Source organism: Leifsonia sp. Root112D2 (assembly GCF_001424905.1).
Classification (GTDB): Bacteria; Actinomycetota; Actinomycetes; order Actinomycetales; family Microbacteriaceae; genus Root112D2.
Map to the genome: position 1 here is coordinate 503,119 of NZ_LMCU01000001.1, position 16,250 is coordinate 519,368.

Annotated in this window: 16 protein-coding genes and 2 tRNA genes; 4 read left to right on the forward strand and 14 right to left on the reverse strand. The window is 64.4% G+C overall.

The window, feature by feature from the left end; genetic code table 11:
• The first annotated feature begins 53 nt into the window (after positions 1-53).
• Together ASC63_RS02260 and ASC63_RS02265 are read left to right on the forward strand one after the other, a co-directional pair.
• On the forward strand, positions 54-1,763 hold the full coding sequence (locus tag ASC63_RS02260; protein ID WP_055809362.1) for a dihydroxy-acid dehydratase domain-containing protein: 1,710 nt from the start codon (positions 54-56) through the stop codon (positions 1,761-1,763).
• Positions 1,760-3,124: an FAD-dependent oxidoreductase gene (locus tag ASC63_RS02265; RefSeq protein WP_055814679.1), complete on the forward strand. Its 1,365-nt coding sequence runs from the start codon at positions 1,760-1,762 to the stop codon at positions 3,122-3,124. Before ASC63_RS02260 ends, ASC63_RS02265 begins: the two co-directional genes overlap by 4 nt.
• Before the next feature lie 32 nt (positions 3,125-3,156).
• Here the strand turns inward: ASC63_RS02265 and ASC63_RS02270 are convergent, their stop codons facing one another.
• From ASC63_RS02270 to ASC63_RS02285, 4 genes are all read right to left on the reverse strand, one after another.
• Positions 3,157-3,402: a hypothetical protein gene (locus tag ASC63_RS02270; protein ID WP_162242864.1), complete on the reverse strand. Its 246-nt coding sequence runs from the start codon at positions 3,400-3,402 to the stop codon at positions 3,157-3,159.
• Between the two features lie 194 nt (positions 3,403-3,596).
• On the reverse strand, positions 3,597-4,409 hold the full coding sequence (locus tag ASC63_RS02275; RefSeq protein WP_055809368.1) for an IclR family transcriptional regulator: 813 nt from the start codon (positions 4,407-4,409) through the stop codon (positions 3,597-3,599).
• A gap of 7 nt (positions 4,410-4,416) precedes the next feature.
• Entirely contained in the window at positions 4,417-5,406 is a 990-nt protein-coding gene (locus ASC63_RS02280) for a diacylglycerol/lipid kinase family protein (RefSeq protein WP_055809371.1), read from the reverse strand.
• Positions 5,407-5,421: 15 nt separating this feature from the next.
• On the reverse strand, positions 5,422-6,162 hold the full coding sequence (locus tag ASC63_RS02285; protein ID WP_055809373.1) for a phosphatase PAP2 family protein: 741 nt from the start codon (positions 6,160-6,162) through the stop codon (positions 5,422-5,424).
• A gap of 41 nt (positions 6,163-6,203) precedes the next feature.
• On the opposite strand from ASC63_RS02285, the gene ASC63_RS02290 reads away from it, so the two are divergent.
• The gene (locus ASC63_RS02290; protein ID WP_235491733.1) at positions 6,204-7,016 is read left to right on the forward strand and encodes a DUF1206 domain-containing protein; all 813 of its coding nucleotides are present in this window, start codon (positions 6,204-6,206) and stop codon (positions 7,014-7,016) included.
• A 7-nt stretch (positions 7,017-7,023) separates the two neighbouring features.
• On the opposite strand, the gene ASC63_RS02295 is transcribed toward ASC63_RS02290, so the two are convergent.
• From ASC63_RS02295 to ASC63_RS02325, 7 genes are all read right to left on the reverse strand, one after another.
• On the reverse strand, positions 7,024-7,698 hold the full coding sequence (locus ASC63_RS02295) for a phosphatase PAP2 family protein (RefSeq protein ID WP_235491734.1): 675 nt from the start codon (positions 7,696-7,698) through the stop codon (positions 7,024-7,026).
• Positions 7,699-8,037: 339 nt separating this feature from the next.
• Positions 8,038-8,817, reverse strand: a complete 780-nt coding sequence (locus ASC63_RS02300; protein WP_055809379.1) for an isocitrate lyase/PEP mutase family protein — start codon at positions 8,815-8,817, stop codon at positions 8,038-8,040.
• Between the two features lie 665 nt (positions 8,818-9,482).
• Positions 9,483-10,133, reverse strand: a complete 651-nt coding sequence (locus ASC63_RS02305; protein ID WP_235491735.1) for a helix-turn-helix domain-containing protein — start codon at positions 10,131-10,133, stop codon at positions 9,483-9,485.
• 156 nt (positions 10,134-10,289) lie between these two features.
• Positions 10,290-11,555 (reverse strand): ATP-binding protein, encoded by a 1,266-nt coding sequence (locus ASC63_RS02310; protein WP_055809385.1) that lies wholly within the window; start codon positions 11,553-11,555, stop codon positions 10,290-10,292.
• A gap of 287 nt (positions 11,556-11,842) precedes the next feature.
• Positions 11,843-11,916: transfer RNA gene (locus ASC63_RS02315), tRNA-Met, on the reverse strand.
• Positions 11,917-11,944: 28 nt separating this feature from the next.
• Positions 11,945-12,016 (reverse strand) — tRNA-Thr (locus tag ASC63_RS02320).
• 89 nt (positions 12,017-12,105) lie between these two features.
• A complete protein-coding gene (locus tag ASC63_RS02325; RefSeq protein ID WP_055809389.1) occupies positions 12,106-12,567 on the reverse strand; it encodes a MarR family winged helix-turn-helix transcriptional regulator in 462 nt (153 codons plus the stop codon).
• A gap of 85 nt (positions 12,568-12,652) precedes the next feature.
• Here ASC63_RS02325 and ASC63_RS02330 point away from each other — a divergent pair, with 85 nt between their 5' ends.
• Positions 12,653-12,868: a hypothetical protein gene (locus ASC63_RS02330; RefSeq protein WP_055809392.1), complete on the forward strand. Its 216-nt coding sequence runs from the start codon at positions 12,653-12,655 to the stop codon at positions 12,866-12,868.
• 42 nt (positions 12,869-12,910) lie between these two features.
• Here ASC63_RS02330 and mdlC read toward each other — a convergent pair whose 3' ends face one another.
• From mdlC to ASC63_RS02345, 3 genes are read right to left on the reverse strand one after another with little or no spacing between them, the layout of a single operon-like run.
• Positions 12,911-14,515 (reverse strand): benzoylformate decarboxylase, encoded by a 1,605-nt coding sequence (gene mdlC / locus ASC63_RS02335; RefSeq protein WP_055809395.1) that lies wholly within the window; start codon positions 14,513-14,515, stop codon positions 12,911-12,913.
• Between the two features lie 10 nt (positions 14,516-14,525).
• Positions 14,526-14,966 (reverse strand): aconitase X swivel domain-containing protein, encoded by a 441-nt coding sequence (locus tag ASC63_RS02340; protein WP_200936729.1) that lies wholly within the window; start codon positions 14,964-14,966, stop codon positions 14,526-14,528.
• Positions 14,963-16,246, reverse strand: a complete 1,284-nt coding sequence (locus ASC63_RS02345; RefSeq protein ID WP_055809401.1) for an aconitase X — start codon at positions 16,244-16,246, stop codon at positions 14,963-14,965. Before ASC63_RS02345 ends, ASC63_RS02340 begins: the two co-directional genes overlap by 4 nt.
• Positions 16,247-16,250 lie beyond the last annotated feature (4 nt).

Here is a 16,250-nt window from a genome sequence, read left to right on the forward strand (position 1 = left end):
GGCAATTCATACACTCCCATCAAGCCACTTCCAACGACGGAACGAGGAGCGAGATGGTCGAGCTGCGCAGTAATTTTCCGGCAGAGTCAGCGTTGGGCATTGCCCGACGCGCACAGTGGGCGGCCCTCGGCATCCCGGCGAGTGATCTCTCCAAGCCCAAGGTCGCGATAGTCAACACCTCCTCAGACCTCGCCGCCTGCTATGCGCACCTCGATGACATTGTGCCGGTGCTCAAGGAGGAGCTGCGGGCCGCCGGCATCCTGCCGTTCGAGATTCGCACGACGGCACCCTCTGACTTCGTGACGAGCGCGGGGCGGGCGGGCAGATACATCCTGCCGAGCCGAGATCTCATCGCGAACGACATCGAGGCCGTGGTCGAGGGCGCCCGCCTCGACGCGATGATCTGCCTCAGTTCGTGCGACAAGACCACCCCGGGGCACCTGATGGCGGCGGGTCGTCTCAACATTCCGACCATCATCATTCCGTGCGGGTACCAGCACAGCGGGCTCGCCGCGGGCGGCGACTCCGATGTCGAGGAGGTCTTCCTTCTCGCCTCGAAGCAGGTGGTGACAGGTGAACACGACGACGATCTGCTGCGCATGGCCGATGAGGCCATCCAGGGGCCGGGCGTCTGCGCGGGCCTCGCAACGGCGAACTCGATGCACATGGCCGCAGAGGCCCTCGGAATGGCCTTGCCCGGCGCGGCCCCCACCCGCGCAAACGGCGAGCGCATGTGGCAGACCGTGCGCAATTCGGTCACGGCGATAGCCGACCTCATCGAGCGCGACATTCGCCCACGCGACATCATCACCAACGGATCGATTCAGAACGCCGTGCGCGTCATGCTCGCGGTGGGCGGGTCGATCAACACGATCAAGCACCTGCAGGCCATCGCCGTCGAGACCGGCCTCTCGGTCAACGTGTGGGAGACGTTCCGGGAGTTCGGGCGGAATACCCCGTTGCTCTGCGCGATCCGTCCGAACGGGCCCTGGCTCATCGAAGACCTGGAAGACGCCGGCGGCGGCGCGACCATCCTGCGTGAGCTGCTGCCCCTGCTCGACGGCGAGCAACTCACCGTCACCGGGCGCACCATTGCCGAGAATGCAGCGGATGCCGCTCCCGCGGACGGAACGATCATCAAGCCGATCACCGATCCGTTCGGCACCGATCCCGCCATCGTTGTTCTGCGCGGAAGTCTCGCCCCGGGGGGAGCCGTCGCCAAGCGCCCCGTTCCCGACCCGGGACCGCGCCGTTTCACGGGGCCGGCCCGCGTTTTCGGTACCCGCGAGGAGGCCATCGAGGGCATCTCCAGCGGCAAGGTGCGCGAGGGCGACGTCGCGGTCATCCGTGGCATCGGGGTCTCCGGTGCACCCGGCATGGGCATGACATCCGCATTCATCTTCGCCCTGCACGCGCGAGGCCTCGCCCAGAGCGTCGCCCTGGTCACCGACGGCCAGTTCAGTGGGTTGGTGAATCAGGGAATGACGGTGGGCGAGGTGTCGCCCGAGGCCGCATCGTCCGGCAGTGCACTGGGCCGGGTCATCGACGACGACATCATCGACATCGACCTGGCCAGCGGCCAGCTCGACCTGCTGGTCGACCCCGAAGTGCTCGCCACCCGTGCGCCGTATGAACCGCCGGCGGATGCCGACACCGGCGGCGGAATGCTCGACCAGTACCGCGAACTGGTGCAGCCGCTCGCCTGCGGCGCCGTGCTGTGCTCGCGCCCGGTGCGCCTCTGCGAGTCGGCAGCCGCCCGATGAGCCGCGCGAGTCTGCACCTTCCCCCCGCTGAGGTCCCGGTGATCGGCGAGTACGACGTGGTGGTGATCGGAGGCGGCCCCGCCGGCCTGATGGCGGCCACCGCTGCCTCACGCGCCGGGCGATCCACCATCCTGATAGAGAGGTACGGATTTCTCGGCGGCGCTGGCACGATGGGCGGGCTGAGTACGTTCTGCGGGCTGCACGCACGCGTGCACGGCGAGGACCGGCTCGTCGTGCACGGTTACGCCGACGAGCTGCTCGATCGTCTGGTTGCGCTGAATGGGCTGAACGATCCGCACCTGACCATTGAAGATCGCATCATGGCGATAGCCTTCGATATCTCGGCCTACAAGATCGCCGCCGACGAACTCGTGCTCGCCGGCGGCGGCACGATGCTGTTCCATGCAATGGCGGTCGGCATCACCAAGGCCGATGACGACACGATCGACGCGGTCATCGTCGAGTCCAAATCGGGGCGCGCGGCCATTCGCGGGCGCTTCTTCATCGACGGCTCGGGCGACGGCGACGTAGCGGCGTGGGCCGGCGTGCCGTTCGATCGCTCGCCCGATCTGCTGTATCCCTCGCTGATGTTCCGCATCAACGGCGTCGATCCCGTCGAAGCGGGAGATGCCTGGCGCACCGTGCGCCGACTCATGGAGGAGGCCGAGGCCGCGGGCACCCATAGTTTTCCGCGCAAGAAACCGATAGTGCGCCCGCAGCGCAACCCGATTGAATGGCGCTCCAACCTCACCCAGCTCAGCAACGACGACGGCTCCGCGGTGGACGGCACCGATGTGCACCAGCTGACGCACGGCGAGATCCAGGGGCGGCAGCAGGTGCGCGATACCTTCGAGTTCATTCGTTCGCGCACGCCGGGCTTCGCCGACTCGTACGTGGTAGACATCGCTCCCCAGATCGGCATCCGTGAGACGCGACGAGTGCACGGTCGGTATCAGCTGACCGAAGACGATGTTCTGAACGCGGTGGACTTCGACGACTCCATCGGGGTGAACGGCTGGCCCGTCGAGGCGCACGTCAGCGGTGACGTCGCGTTCCGCTTTCATCACGCCGCCGATAGTCGCGGATTCAACCAGCTGCCGTATCGCATGATGGTTCCGGTCACGATGAACAATCTGCTCGTCACGGGGCGCTGCGCATCCATGACGCAGGGCGGACAGTCGTCGGCTCGCGTCACCGGTCCCTGCTTCGTGATGGGCCAGGCAGCCGGAACCGCCGCGGATCTCGCCCTCGCGCGGGCGAGCAGCGCTGGCGACGTGGACATCGCCGTTCTGCAGCAGCGTCTGAAGTCAGACGGCGGCTACCTCGGCACCGATCTGGCGGCGGATCGCGTCGCGGTCTGAGCCGACGCGGCCGGGTCCCGACGCTTTGCGGCCTAGTGCCCGCCCGCGGGCAGCTCGACGTGGTCGAGCGTGTACGGCGTCGGTTCGAGCGCCGCGGTCATGATCGCCTCCATCACGGGCTGGGGCACGAGGCAATCGGCGCAGGCATCCGCACCGGCCTCGATCTTCACGATCACGCGGTCGTTGCCGACGGCCGACCAGTTGAGCAGGTAACCGTCTGAGGCGAGCATGTCGCGGAACTGTTGAAGCGCATTATCCACGGCTTCTGGACTTTCCATCGTGTCAGACATCATCCGTCTCCAATCGTGCTGAACGCTGCGGGGCACTCGCGAGGCGAGGCTCTGTGAGTGGATTCAGCTAAGCACGCGGCTCTTCCGTATCTCGTACCGGGTTTCACCCGCCGGAAGACCGGATGCCGGAGCCTTCCATTGGGCGGAAGCACGCGACGGTCGCGCCCAGCGACCGCACGCCGTTACGTCGAGGGAGAATCGTAGATGACCACACTCGCGTGACCGCTCTCCCGCAGCGCGCGGGAGATGCCGTTGGCGGCGATGCGCACCAGGTGAATCATGTTCTTCTCATCGACATCGTCACGCGTGAGCGCCAGTGACAGGGCAGCAACGACCGTTTTATCCGGCGCGAAGATCGGTGCGGCGACACCAACGTGAACGAGATCCGCCTGGCGATCGCTGATCGCATAACCCCGGCTGCGGATGTCGGCGAGCACCCGTTCGAGTACGTCGCGTTGGGTATAGGTATATTCCGTTGTCGCCCGCAGCTCACCCGACAACACCTCCTCCTGCACCTCCTCGGGTGCGTGGGCGAGCAGAACCTGCGCGATGGCCGTCACATGCAGCGGGTACCGGTGGCCGGTGCGGGGCCGTCTGGGCACCTGGCGTGGGCTCTGGAATCTCTCGATCGAGACCAACTCGAGCCCCTCACGAATCGCCAGGTGTGCGGCGTATCCGGTCGTCTCATAAAGGTCTTGCAGGTAGGGGCGCGCAATGCGCTGCAGCCCCACCGATCGCGGGGCGAGGGAGGCCACCTCCCACAGGCGCAGGCCGATGCGATATTTACCTTCGCTGTCGCGCTCGAGGGCGCCCCACTCATTGAGCCGCTGAACGATTCGATAGCACGTGGCAATCGGCAAGCCGGTGTGGCGACTGATATCCGACAGGGACTGCCGCACCCGGCCGCCCTGAAACGTGCCGATGATGGCGAAGGCTCGATCTATCACCGAGCGGGCTCCACCGCCGGGGTCTTCATCGAGCCGCTCTGCCGTCATCTGACTATTATCCCGCGTTCACCTCCGAGCCAGCGGCCGGCTGTTCGCGCGGTATGCGCACGAGCAGGCCTCCACGCTCGAGGCTCACTCGAATCGCGGTCACCTCGCCGAAAGCATCCCCGTCGAGTTCGATCTTCTCCGGCCGCCCGAATGTCGCGTCAAGGCTCTCGCTCGTCTCATACCTGAGCGGCCGGATCGGCTTCGTCTCACCGAGAAGTCGTCGACCCGTGCGGGTGCGCCGAAGGATGCCGTTCTCCCAGGCCACGCGCAGCCAGATGCGCAGCCATCCCAGCGCGCCTTCCGGCCGCAGCATCACGATATCGAGCAGACCGTCGTCGATTTTGGCGTCAGGCATGAGCACCATGTTGGCGGGGAGCGACCCGCAGTTGCCCACGATGAAGGTGTGCACCGTCGCCCGGTGAGGTGCACCCGAGTTCAGGCGGTACCGAACATGAAGCTCGTTACCATCGCGAAGTGACTTGGCGATCGAAGTCACGTAGGCGAGCCAGCCCGCGCGTTTCTTCAGGGCGTCATCGGAGTTCTCGATCATCTGGGCATCGATTCCCAGCCCCGCCATGACCGCGAATGCGCGGCGATCCACCGACGAATCCGGGCGTCGAAGGTCGATGATGCCCACGTCGATCGGCTTGTCGGTACCGGAGAAAGCCGTCTCGAGGCCAGTCTCGAGGTCATCCAGTTGCAGCTCGAGATTGCGGGCCAGCAGGTTTCCCGTTCCGGAAGGAAGGAGAGCGAGAGGGATGCCCGAGCCTCGCAGACCCTCTCCGACTGCCCGAACGGTGCCGTCGCCCCCGGCGGCGATCACGACATCGGCAGACGTCTCGATGGCCTCGCCCGCCTGACCGGCGCCGGGATCTTCCTCGGTCGTCTCGATCCACAGCGACGCATCCCAGCCATGGCGTTTCTCGGCCTCAGCGACGGCGTTTGTGAGAGCATCCAACTCGACCTTGACCGGGTTGTAGATTATGGCAGCGCGCATGCACCCACCATACGATCATTGCTCGGCGTTGCCTCCCGCATCCGGTTTTATCGGATGCGTCTCGAGCTTCACCCAGATCGGCGAGTGCGGCAATCGTCGCTCGCGATAGAGCCGCAGGGCGAGTGGAGCCCAGATGATGACGGCGATGCCGACACCAACGAGCATGCCGCCGATGGTGTCCGAGATCCAGTGGGCGCCAAGATAGGTGCGGCTGAGCATCATCAGGAGGGTGTACACGGTGCCCGTCACCCACACCCAGGTTCGCCAGAAAATGATGCCGAGCGTGGTCGCAATGAGCGCCGCATTCGCGCTGTGGCCGGAAGGGAACGATCCAAAGTCGGGTTGCACGAGGATGTCGGTCGGTCGCGGGCGCCCGACAATGTTCTTGATGATCACCACAACGGTCGCGCTGACAATGGTCGCTATCGCGTAGTACAGGGCTGCCCACGGGCGCCGCCAGAGAAGCAGTCCGCCGATTATCGCGAGCGGCACGATGACGATTGAACTGATGCCGCCGCCGACCCAGTTGAACACCAGCGCCGGTATGGTCCACACCGGGGCGCGCGCCTCAACGAGCTCGCCCATCCACTCGACCTCGAAGCCGAACGGCTTGTCGGCCTCACGGTAGAAGATCACCGCCGCGAGAAGAATGACGAGAAGGAGTGCCCCAACAGCCGAGACAACCCACCACAGCCGGGCAATCCGCACTTCACCGGGAGCATCGCTGTTGACGACGTCACTAATTTTCTCCGCCATTCATCGATCGTAAGCGGAGCGGCGCGGCTATGCTAAGCGCGATGAGCACTCCAGCGGGGCGGGCGGCACGCTCGGCCAAGAACAGCACCGTGATGCACGTGCTCGCGCGCGCGGGCTTCGTGGCGAGCGGTCTTCTCCACCTCATCATCGGATTCATCGCCATCGCACTGGCTACCGGTACGGGCGGCGGCACGGAGGCCGACCAGTCCGGCGCGCTCTCCCAGCTCACCCGGGCTCCCGGCGGCCAACTGCTGCTGTGGTGCGCCACCATCGGTTTCGCCGCCCTCGGCCTGTGGCTGCTGCTCAGTGCCTTTGCCGACCGTTCCTGGCAGGGCAAGCGGTCACGGGCCGCGCACATCGTGCAGAACCTTGCCAAAGGCGTCATCTATCTCGTTCTTGCATTCACCGCCTTCACCTTCGCGCGGGGAGGCACGGACAGTTCGGCGCAATCGACCAGCCAAATCGGGGGAACCCTGCTGCGTGCCCCGGGCGGTGTGTTCGTTGTCGTTGCGATAGGCATCGTTCTACTCGGCATCGCCGGCTACATGGTCTTCAAGGGCGTCAGCAAGCGCTTCGAGCGGGACATCCGCGTGCCGTCCGGCCCGACAGGCCGCGCGATAAGCATCCTCGGCGTTATCGGATACGTGGCTCGTGGGGTCGCCCTCGGCGCCGTCGGGGTGCTGTTTCTCGTCGGGGCCGCAACACACGATGCGAGCAAGACGACCGGGCTGGACGGCGCACTCAGGTCGTTTGTGAGTTTGCCGTTCGGCATGGTCGTGCTCATCGCCATCGGGGTTGGATGGCTCGCCTACGGCATCTACGCGTTCTTCCGCGCCCGCCTCGCCCGCCTCTGATCGCCACTCATTCCAGCGCGGCGGGCGGCCCGACGCGAACAGTGCGCCAGGTGTCGACGGCTATCACGCTGCCGAAGACGATGAGCGAGAGCGAGATGGATGCCAGCACGTCGGTCGGCCAGTGGTAGCCCAGATAGACCCGGCATGCGGCTATGGCTGTCACGAGAGCGGCAGCCACGACGAATGCGACCACGGCCGACACCGGATTCTGGCGGCGCGAAAACACCAGGAACGTCACGATGAGGAGAAAGTCGGTCGCGCCCATCACATGCCCGGAAGGGAATGACGGAGTGTGATCCACATCCAGCAGCATCGCGTCGATCGGTGGCCTCTCCCGGCCGATCACGGGTGCAAGGATCTGCACGATAGCGACGCCAACGATCATGCCCCCAGCCAGCAGCAGCGGTCGCCAGGCATGCCTCGCCGCGAAGCCCCACCACAGTGTTGTGACCAGAATGATGACCGGCATGGCAACGGGCCCGAAGACCATGGCCAGCACCGCCATGACGCCCGTCAATGCCGGCGAGCGCATGCCCTCCAGCCAGCCTTGAACCGGCCTGTCGATCGCTGAGAGCCCGTCGCTTTCGCGCACCGAATCCAGGATGACTAAGAATGCGACCAGCCCGACCACGGCGAGCACGCCGGCGATGAGGTAGAGGTTGCGTCTGGAGGACGCAGGCACCTCTCGCGCCTCAACGATGAACTTCGCGTGGAACCGGCGTAAAGCCCCACGATCTTCGCCCGACGATGTGGCCATCACTCACTACCTCCCGGCGTCGTTTGCGCTGGCGACCACGGAGTTGCTCTGGCGCAACTCGCTCTCGTGCACCAGTAAAGAACCCACAACCTGCTTCAGCATGCGTGTAAGGCTAGCGCGCGATTCGGCACTTCAGTTCTTCCTCTGCCCCGGTAGAGTGCGGTCACTGCATGCATATCGCCATCGCATGCGAAAGGCGGATGCCGGACACGACGTGCCAATTTCGCTCTCGCTCGATGAGTCTTCTTCGAGGCTGTAGGCGACCTATCGCTCCTCGGCGGCGCGGTGCGCGAAGTCGAGGAGCCGCTGCTGCGATTCCGCATAGGAGGTCGCGGTCGGCATCGGACGCCCGTTCTGCACGGCAGTAGCGACGTGAACTGCAGCGTCGATCGCGACACGGTAAGGCAGAGACCCTGTGCTGACGCGCCGCACGCCGAGGTCCTTCAAATCAGCAAGGCTCGGGCCTGGCACGACTAACACGTTGACCGGAAGCGGTATCGATGCGGTCAGTTGCTCCAGTGTCTTCGGGTCGGCCGCACCAGGAACAAAAATGCAATCTGCACCCGCGTCGGCATAGGCCTTCGCCCGGTCGACAACAGCGTCAACGGTGTCGTCCTCATGAAACCAGAAAGAGTCGACCCGGGCGTTGACGAACACCTCAGGGCTGGTCTTCTTGATCGCAGTGATCTTCGACGCGGGAAACGTGGGGTCGACGAGCCTTCCGCCAGCAGAGTCCTCGATGTTTACACCGTCAACGTCGAGACCGGCAACCAGGGCTGCGACCGCCGCGGGGTCGTCACTGTACCCGTCCTCGATGTCGGCGGAGAGATACACAGGAAGCGCGTGAAGCCTCGCTAACAGGGCGACGGTGGCTTCGCGGCTCCCTCCCTCTGCATCGGGGCGTCCGATCGACGCGTTCACCCCGAAACTCGTTGTGCCGACTGCCGCAAATCCGGCTGCCGCGAAAGCGAGCGCCGAACCAACATCCCACGCATTCGGCAGCAGTAGCGGCTCGTCCTCGAAGTGCAGATCACGAAAAGTCATCAACTCTCCTCCACGATCAATCTCCAACGGACAACCACTGTTGATCAGGGACAGGACAGTTGGATCGCGTCAATATATGGTGACACGAGGAGCGTTTCGTGTCAGCCCCGATCTTGGCGATTGCCCGCCCTTGTTGCCGGCCCGTTTGCGCGTCTGCAACGAATTCAGGCTGCGGCGGCAACCCGGATGTCGGCCGAACGTGAGGCGATATTCCGTCGCGTCGCATTGCTTATTAGAGGGCAACTGTCTGGACCCAATACCGCCGAAGCGTCAGAGATCTATTGGTCCACAACTGTCAGAGAAGTCCTGAGACATAACACTTCGCACGGTGATTCCCGAGAGCGGTCACCCTTCACCTGAACGCCGAGCTCGACGAAACATGTCGCGATTTCCCGGGGGATGCGCGCCGCCTAGCGCCCGACCGGGCAAGAGGGCAACTCGGTCAGCTATGCCGAGGGGCGTTACCGTCCGCAGGTACCGCATGAAGCGATCGACAAAATTGCTTGTTCCGTAGTTCGTACCGTTCCGCGCAACACGGAACATGGTACTTTCTGGAACCCAGTCCAACGAGCAGGCCTAAAGTCGCAGCGAGAAGTTCGCCCGCCACCGCGGAACCCTGCTACCGCGCCATGACGCCACCTGCTTCGCCGTCATGGCCGGCGACCCTAGCGGCGCCATTCGATGCCCTTCAATAGCTCGAGCGCGCGGCCATCCTCACGCGGGCGATTCCAGTCAACAAGGTCCGCAATGACCAGCCCCAGACCGACAGGCTCGGGGGGCCGCTTCGCGACGACACGAAGACGGATATTCGGTGACACGGACTCAACCAGCAGATTGTCGCGTAAGAATCCATCCAGATCGGCAGCCGCGATGTAGCCCTCGAACTCGCCTGCGGCCGAGAGCCCTGCACGCGGGTCGCTGATACCGGATGCCGCAACTCTCGAGTCCGCAGCGATCTCGGCGATGTCAGCCACGTTCGCGGCAACATCTACAACGCGGATCTGGCGACCCCGCATCCACGAATAGAGCAGCCGCAGCGGATCATCATTGTTACGAAGACGCTCGACGTACTTACTGAGAAAGAAGCGCTCCTGAGCGTCGATTCCACCGGGTTCATTGCCCGACATCGCGTTGACGAGCAACCCGGCCATCCTAGGACTCAAAGGTCGACGATTCGCCACCCGCTGATTCACCTCGGCCTGCTCGATCACCCACGATCTACCCACACGCTGAGCGACGATCTGACCTGACTTGATCATCGCGAGCGCACGCTGCCGAGACACCCCACGGACCTCAGCAAACTCGGCGACACTCAACTGCATTGAACTATTATTGTCGATTGACAATGGAAACTCAATCGCGCTGTGTCAATCTGAGTCTGAAGGCTGCAGTCTCGGCCCGGCCGGCTGGACGAATCGGCCAGTGCCTGACCATCGAGTCGCGACTAAGGAGGAAATGGCCTGGCCCGACGCTCAGGGACCGAACGCGCCGAGCGGAACTACGTCTACACCGTCGTCACGTCGGTATGCATATTTGGTCGTCGTGATCACGGCGAGGAATTTGGGCTTCCCCACTTTTGAGGTGTCGACCTTTTCGTTGAACCTGAGAAGTGAAGCTGCCGCCTCGTCGACCCGGTTGTCACCAAGTTTGATTTCTATGGCCGCCCAAGACCCATCCCGAAGTGTGACGATGGCATCAACCTCGAGACCAGAGGCATCCCTATAGTGCTTGATCGTTCCGTCTAGTGCCTGCGCGAAGATACGAAGATCGCGGATGACCAGGGACTCAAAGAGGAATCCCAACGTGTTCAGATCCTTGAGCAACATCGCTGGGGACGCCCCAAGTGCCGCAACAGCGAGAGACGGATCCACAAAATGCCGCTTCGGCGATTTGCGTACAACATCGCGAGAACGCAGATGAGTCGCCCAGCTGCCCTGGTTCTCGACCAGCATGAGCCGCTCCAGGGTCGACACGTATTCAGCGGCTGTCTCCGCCTTCATCGAGTCTCCGGCGATGCTCGCGTCTGCGGCAAGTTTGGAATCGGCAACCTCCGTTGCAACGTTTCGCGCCAGCGTCCCCAATAGACGCTGGACCCTCGCCGGGTCACGCCTGGTGGAATCGACGCGCGGGAAGTCGGCCCGCACAACATCACCGAGGTACGACCTCATTGCACGACCCGCGTTCTCTGCAGTCATCGCCTGGAAGCCCGGCCACCCACCAATACAGAGACGTTCGACGGTGTCACTCAGCGACAAGCCCGCTGTCACGCTTTTTGCCGGCTCGCCCTCCATGAGCGCTTTAAACGACACAGAGCCATCCGAGTGGCCCGATTCATACAAACTCATCGGGCGCATTTTCAGCCGCATGATTCGCCCCGCGCCCGTATGCCGGGTTACGTCGTCTGCTGGCACTGATGAGCCGGTGAGAATGAACTGGCCCGGCTCGCGGCGATTGTCGATCTCTTGCCGAACGGCATTCCAAAGACCTGGCTCTAACTGCCATTCGTCGATCACCCTAGGCGTGTCCCCGGCCAGCAATAGAGATGGTTCAACGCCAGCTAATGCGCGTGCCGACGCGTCAGTGTCGAGGCGGACCGAACTGCTCCCGTGCTCCAAGGCTGTCGCTGTTTTCCCGCTCGCCCGCGGACCTTCGATGAGCACTCCGCCGAGAGTTGAGAGCGCTTCCTGAATCTCTGCGTCGATAATTCGAGGTCTGTAGTCGCTGTTGATGGCTGCCACGATTTGATCCCATCTTTGCTTTCTCCGGTCACTTTACCCCGCTACTGATCTTTATCGGGAGATTTGTGGAACTATTAGCGGGAGATTTATGCCTATTTTATCGGGAGATTTGTGGACTATCCATCGGGAGATTTGTAGCAACGATAACCTCAACGACGTTGCGACCCAACTCGACGATGCAGCGCGATTTTCGAGCGTGTCCAAATTGCGTCCAGTTCGGCCGGTGGAGAGTGGCCAAGGCGCGCAGAAAAGCCCCCCGAAACTGGCGAGAGTTTCGAGGGGCTTCGTAGCGGGGGCGGGACTTGAACCCGCGACACCACGATTATGAGCCGTGTGCTCTAACCACCTGAGCTACCCCGCCGCGGCCAGCCGCGACATCCGGCTGGTCGAGCCCCCTGTGGGAATCGGACCCACTACCTCTTCCTTACCAAGGAAGTGCTCTACCAATGAGCTAAGGGGGCGAAGCCGCGCGGCATGATCTGCACACGCTTTTTGGCAACCGTACGAGGATATCATCTGCGCAGGCCCCGCAAATACCCGCATGACGGCGTCAGCGGGTCGCGGCGTCGATCACGCGGTGCAGCACGCCGCGCAACGCATCCAACTCGTCGAGGCTCATGCCCAGTCGCTCCACAATGCGGGGAGGAACGGTGAGCGCCTGCTCGCGCAGGGAGCGGCCGCTCGCCGTCAACTCGACCCGCAGCATCCGCTCGTCATCGGGGTCGCGCTCGCGCCTCACGTAGCCGGTGGATTCAAGCCGCTTCAGCAGCGGCGAGAGCGTCGCCGGCTCCAGCTGCAGTTCGGCGCCGAGGTCTTTGACCGAGCGAGGGCTGCGCTCCCAGAGCGCGAGCATCACCAGATACTGCGGATGCGTGAGCCCCATCGGCTCCAGAATCGGCCGGTAGATCGAGATCACGCTGCGCGAGGCCACCGCCAGGGCATAACAGACCTGATTGCCTATCGCGAGCATGTCCACCTCGGCGGTGGTCGACTGCGCACCGGTATTCGCCATGTCGTCCCCCTTCCCACGCGATGTTACTATTGACGCTAATCATTAGTGTACTAACTAATTTCAACCAACTGATGAGGAGGCACGCGTGGCCGGTCGATTCTGGCGCATCTACGAGACGTTCAACCGCGGCGTGCGCACCTTCACGGGCCCCGCCCAGTTGGGTGCCGGCTACGACGAGGCGCCCGAGGTGCGACCGGCCGACCCGGCCTGCCCAATCTGTCACGCCCCGATGTCATCCCACCAGATTCAGCGCACCGCCGACCAGCGCACGTCCACACGGCTTATCTGCCCCAGACCGTGAACGCCACGCGCCGAGGCGGATGCCCGTCCCCGGCCAGAAGCGCTAGCTCGCGGGCGTCGACCGAATGGGAATCTCGATAAGAGTCGGGGTGTCCGCGGCCAACGCCGCAGCCAGCGACTCCCGCAAAGCCGCAGCAGAGTCCGCCACGCTGGAGCGCACGCCATAGCCGCTCGCGAGCGCGCAGAAGTCCAGCCCCGGCAGATCCATGCCCGGAATGTCGTCGGCGCCGAGCTGTTTCGCGAACGAGCGCAGCCCACCGTATGTGCCGTTCTTCACGATGAGGAAGATGGCCGGAATGCGGTACTGGGCCGCAGTCCACAGCGCGGTGATGCCGTAGTTGGCGCTGCCGTCGCCAATGATCCCGATCACCCTGCGGTGAGCGCTGGCCAGCTGGGCCCCCACGGTGGCCGGCATGCCGAAACCGAGGCCGCCTGCCGCGGGAAACAGGTAGCTGCCAGGATGCTTCATCTCGATGCGATCCCAGAACGCCTCGTTCGTGGTCGTGGCCTCACGCACGTAGATCGCATCCTCCGGCGCCACCTCGTTGACCACGTCGAACAGCGCCTCAAGGCTCAGCGCGCCATCCGCAGAAGCGGAAGCAGAAACAGCTGCCGGTGCGGGCAGCGCCCGGGCAAGCGGCATCTCGCGTGAGGAGACGGAGACGCTCGAGACCAGCGCCTGCAGGGCAAAGCCAACATCCGCTATCAGCGCGTCCCCCATCGGGGCGCGGGCGGCCTCGCCCGCATCCGAGGTGATCTGAATGAGCTCGGCGCCCGACGGCAGGTACCGTCCCGGCTGAAACTGGTGGTACCGGAACACCGGCGCACCGATGACGAGAATGAGATCGTGCCCGGCCAGCCGACCCGACAATCCGGCGATCGAGGAGGGCAGCACTCCCCGAAAGCAGGGGTGGCGAGTGGGGAACGGACAGCGGGATGCGGACGGCGCGACCCAGACCGGCATCCGTTGTCTCTCGGCGAGTTGCACGGCGAGCGCCCCGGCACCGGCCGCGTCGACATCCGCCCCGAGAATCAGCACGGGGTTAGCGGATGCCTCGACGCGGCTGACGATATCGGCGAGCTGCTGCGCAGATGGCGCGCCAGCTGTCACCACGACCCGGGAGGCGAGAAACGCGCTCGACTCCCCTGCGTCTTCGGCCCAGTCGTCCCACGGGATGGAGACGTATACCGGCCCGCGAGGCGCGGCCGTGGCGGTGTGGATGGCCTGCGAGATGGCGCGAGGCACATCGGTCGCGAGCGACGGCTCCAGGCTCACCTTGACGAGTGGACGGGGCAGCTGCGTGGCGTCGACGTTCGAGAGCATCGCCTCGGGCCCGACAAGCGACCGCGCCTGCTGCCCCGCCGAGATGACCAGCGGGCTGTGCGAGTACCAGGCGTTCGCTATCGCCCCCATCGCGTTGCCGGTTCCGGCCGCCGAATGCAGGTTCACGAACACCGGCTCGCCGGTGACCAGACTGTAGCCGTCTGCCATGCCGGCGACGACCGCCTCCTGCAGCCCGAGAATGTAGCGAAAGTCGGCCGGCATGCGGTCGAGAAACGGAAGCTCGTTGGAGCCCGGGTTGCCGAAAATGGTCGTCAACCCGTTCTGGCGCAGGATGTCGTACGTCACGTCCCTCACGGTCGCCATCTGCGACGCCTCAGCTCGCGATTTTCAGATCGGCACGCTCGGCCTTCTTGGTCACCGTCACGACGCCGCGGTCACCGTCGACCACCACCCAGTCGCCGGTCTCGATCACGGCGAGCGGGTCGTCGTCGAACTCGGTGACGGTGGGCACACGCGTCACAATGGCACCCAGAATCGCCTTGGATGTCACCGTCGTGAACACCATCGCCCGCGGGGCCGTGCCGAGCAACCTGGTGCTCTGGAAGAAGCCCGACCACCCCGAGGAACCCTTGGCGCCGGGAAAGACCAGGATCTTGTCGGTAAAACACACGCCCACGAGTTCGTGTCGGCTCTCGATGATGGTGCCCTTGGACGGGTCGATGCCGCCCCACCCGGAGATCGTCTCGTGGGTCACGAGGGCCTCGCCCTCCACAACGCCGCCGACGATGCCGCGACCGTGGAATTCGATGCTCATGCGAGGTGTCCATCCCATGTGCCGGTGACGGCCGCGTCGACACATTCCTCCAGCGTGCCGAACCAGGCCTCGATACCCATGATCGCGGCGAGGTAGTGCGCCTGCTTGGCGGAGTCGGTGGCGAACACCCGGGTGCCGTCGGGTACCGCCTTCGACATGGCCGGGCAGGAATCCGTCAGCACTTTTCCACCCGCCCTCTGGATGATCTCTGTGTAACCGTTGCGGTCGGCCACGCTGCGCAACGCGCGCGGGGTCATGATCCACAGTTCGGTGCCCGAGTTGAGGCTTCTTCCCTCGATCGCTCGGGCGAGCCGGGCAATCTGGTCGAGCGAGGCGTGCGGGCATCCGAGCAGGATGAAGTCGACGTCGGTGGAGGAACCTACGCTGTTGAGCTCCTCGTACACGGCACGACGCTCACGTTCACCGTAGACGATGGGCTCACCGATGCTCTTCCCGCCGAAGGCCGCCTCGACCGTGGGCGCCTCGGGCGTGATGCCGGGAATGTGGAAGAGTTCGACGCCTCCCGAGGTCGCTGCCGCCGCACCGAAGTGCTTGATGTCGGCGAGATCGGGTTGCTGCCAGTCGCCGCGGATGACCGGCCGCTCCTCCTGCATGGCGCCACCGACGAAATAGCCGAACATGCCCCAGTCCTGAAAGCCCTTGACCGGAATTGTCGCATCGATCAGATGCGTGCCGTAGCGGTTCTCGGGGATGTGATTGCCCCAATACGGAATCTTGCCGGTGAGGCCCGCGGCACCCGTGGAGGCCGTTCCCTCACAATTGGTGCGGGCCCCGAGCACGGAGTTGCAGTACACGACGGCGGAGGATTCCATCCAGGCACAGTGCTCGCCGCGCACCGGCAGATTGCCCACCTGGTACGGCGTGCAGGTGGCGAGAATGGTGACGCCGTGTTCGGCGTAGAACGCCTCGCCGTCCTCCTGCATTTCGACCAGATGCGGTGAATACGGCTTGACGGCATCGGCATCCGCCTGGCCGAAGCCCATCTGCAGCTGGCAGGTGGGTACGCGCATCTTCGGCAGCGTGATGTCGTCGTCGCAGTCGAGGTTGATGACGGCAAACGACTTGGTCCAGCCGCCCTCCCGAACGAGCTTCTCCTTCGCGGGCGAGGGCTGGGCCATCGTGCCGGCAACGTTGCGGGTGTCGCAAAGCCGCTCGGCGCCGAGTCCCTCGCCGTAACGGATGAGCAGATTCATGGCCGCGGCGACGGCATCACCCTCGGCGCCGTCGCGCATGGCCTTCTCGTCGTCGGCTAGCTTCATGATC